This is a genomic window from Streptomyces sp. NPDC058470 (assembly GCF_042721055.1).
GTDB lineage: Bacteria > Actinomycetota > Actinomycetes > Streptomycetales > Streptomycetaceae > Streptomyces.
On record NZ_JBHXMF010000141.1, the window covers coordinates 1 to 2340 of the forward strand.

Annotated in this window: 2 protein-coding genes; both read right to left on the minus strand. The window is 67.3% G+C overall.

Features of this window, described 5'->3' with window-relative positions:
• On the minus strand, positions 1–1361 hold a 1361-nt coding region (locus ACFWP7_RS42515; protein WP_384393999.1), incomplete at its 3' end, for a condensation domain-containing protein.
• A partial coding sequence (locus ACFWP7_RS42520) for a condensation domain-containing protein (protein WP_384394002.1) occupies positions 1358–2340 on the minus strand: 983 nt, incomplete at its 5' end. The genes ACFWP7_RS42520 and ACFWP7_RS42515, both read right to left, overlap by 4 nt.

Sequence of the window (2340 nt, forward strand, 5' to 3'; positions counted from 1 at the left end):
GGCCGCACCGTGTCATTCCACCCATCCACCACCCGCGAAAACTCGAACGGGTCCAAAACCTCAATCTGACCCACCCGCATCAACGGACCAGCCGTCATCTGCTCCAAAATCCGAACAAGCCGATCAAGAAGCGCCTGAGCAGACTGCTCGTCGAAGAGATCTGGCCGATACGTCAACCGCAGTCCCAGCCCATCGCGCCAACCCGCCACCAGCCCGAGCGGATAGTTGATCGACTCCCGCATCTCGGCCCCAGTGAGCGTCACGGCGTCAATGGAAGGCGGAGCATCCGGGTCACCCGGGAAGTTCTCGAACGCCATCAATGTGTCGAAGTTGGCGCCGGCTCCGGCCAGTCGCTGGATTTCCGTGAGCCCCAGATGCTGGTGATCGAGCAACGCCGACTGCTGGTCCTGAATCTCGGCCAGCGTCCCGGCGACCGTCTGCGCCGGATCGAACCGCACCCGCACCGGAACGGTGTTGATGAACAGACCCAGCATGCTCTCCGCACCCGGCAGATCGCCGGGCCGTCCCGCGACTGTCGCACCGAACACCACGTCGCGACGCCCCGTGAGCTTGCCCACCAGCAGAGCCCAAGCCGCCTGCACCACCGTGTTCAGCGTCAGGCCATGCGCACGGGTCAGGGCCTGGAGGGCCCCGTTCAGCGCCTCATTCGCCTCGACGGAGACCGCCTCGCCAAGGACCGGGGCCTCGTCCCGGTGGGCCGGAGCGACCAGCGTCGGCTCTTCAGCCCCCTCGAGTGCCCGGCGCCACGCATCCCGTGCCGCTTCCTTGTCCTGACGGCTCAACCACGCCAGGTATTCGCGGTACGGAGCCACCGCGGGCAGCCCACTCGTGCTGCCGCCGGCCGCGTAAGCAGCCCAGAGATCTCCCATGAGGATCGGCAGCGACCACCCGTCCAGCAGGATGTGATGCAGCGTGACCATCATCCGATGCCGGTCCTGGCCCACCTTGACCAGCAGCACCTTCAGCAGCGGCGGCACGGCGAGGTCGAACCGCCGGGCCCGCTCCTCGATCCCGATACGCTCCGACTCCGCCCAGGCCGCATCCTCGTCCAGCCCGGACAGGTCCACCTCACGCCAGGGCAAGTCCACCTGACGCATGATCACCTGAACCGGATGTTCCATCCCGGCCATCTGCCGGAAGCCCGCCCGCAGGCTCGCATGCCGGTCGAGCAGTGCCTGCCACGACGCCCGCAGGACCCCCGCGTCCAACGGCCCTTCAAGACCCAGGACCATCTGCTCCACATACACATCGGTGCCCTGCTCGTCGAACAGCGCATGGAACAGCAGACCCTCTTGCAAGGGTGACACCGGCCAAACATCCTCGACCCGCATCTGCGTCATCGTGTTCCCCCTTCTTGTGCAAGTTCTGTCTCAAGGTCGTCGATCTGGCTCTGATCCAGCGTGATCAGCGAGAAGTCGGACGGAGTGTGGCCGCCGCCGGAAACCGTTGTGTGGTTGGTGAGGCCGGTCAGCATCGCCGCCCAGCCGTCAGCCAGAGCCCGCACCGCTTTTTCGTCCAGCAGGTGCCGGGGCCACGCCAGGCTCAGCGTGAGCTGGGGGCCCTCGGGCAGATCGTGGACGACACCCATGGCCTCCAGGGCGTGCAGCACTGGTATCTCCCCGTCCGCTCCACCGCCCGGTCCACCTTCGTCGGCAAGTGACCAGTCCTTCCGCGGCCCTTGGCCAACTGCCCCGGCGGCGAATCGCCCCAGGTAGTTGAAGCCGATCTGGGCGGACGGCAGGGCCGCGAGTTCGGGCGCGGTCTCAGGGTTGAGGTAACGGAGCAGGCCGTAGCCCAGCCCCTCGCCCGGCACCGCCCGCAACTGCTCCTTGACCCGCTTCACAGCCCCACCCGCAGCCGGACCACCCGTCCTAATGCCGGCGAAGTCCATGGCCCCGTGGCCGAGCCGGACAGGGTGTGTGCTCGTGAACCAACCCACGGTCCGGGACAGATCCATACCCTCGGTCAGCGGGATCCGGCCATGACTTTCCACGTCCACCAAGATCCCGCTGCTGAGGTCCTGTCCGCGCCGCCGGGTCCATTCAGCGGTCGCCGCGGTCAGTCCGGTCAGCAGGACGTCGTCGATCCCGGCATGGAACGCGGCCGGGACACTGGTCAGCAGGGCCGTCGTGGTCTCGATCGGAATCTTCACCGACACCTCGCACATCGTGGCGCCGACATCACGGGCCGGGTCCACGGGGCGTGGAGTCAGCAGCGGGTCACGGTCCCGCAGCAGCCGGATCCACTCGGGCAGCTCAGCCCGTGTCTCCTCGCTCTCAGCCTGTACGGCCAGTTCACGCGCCCAGTGCCGGAACGACG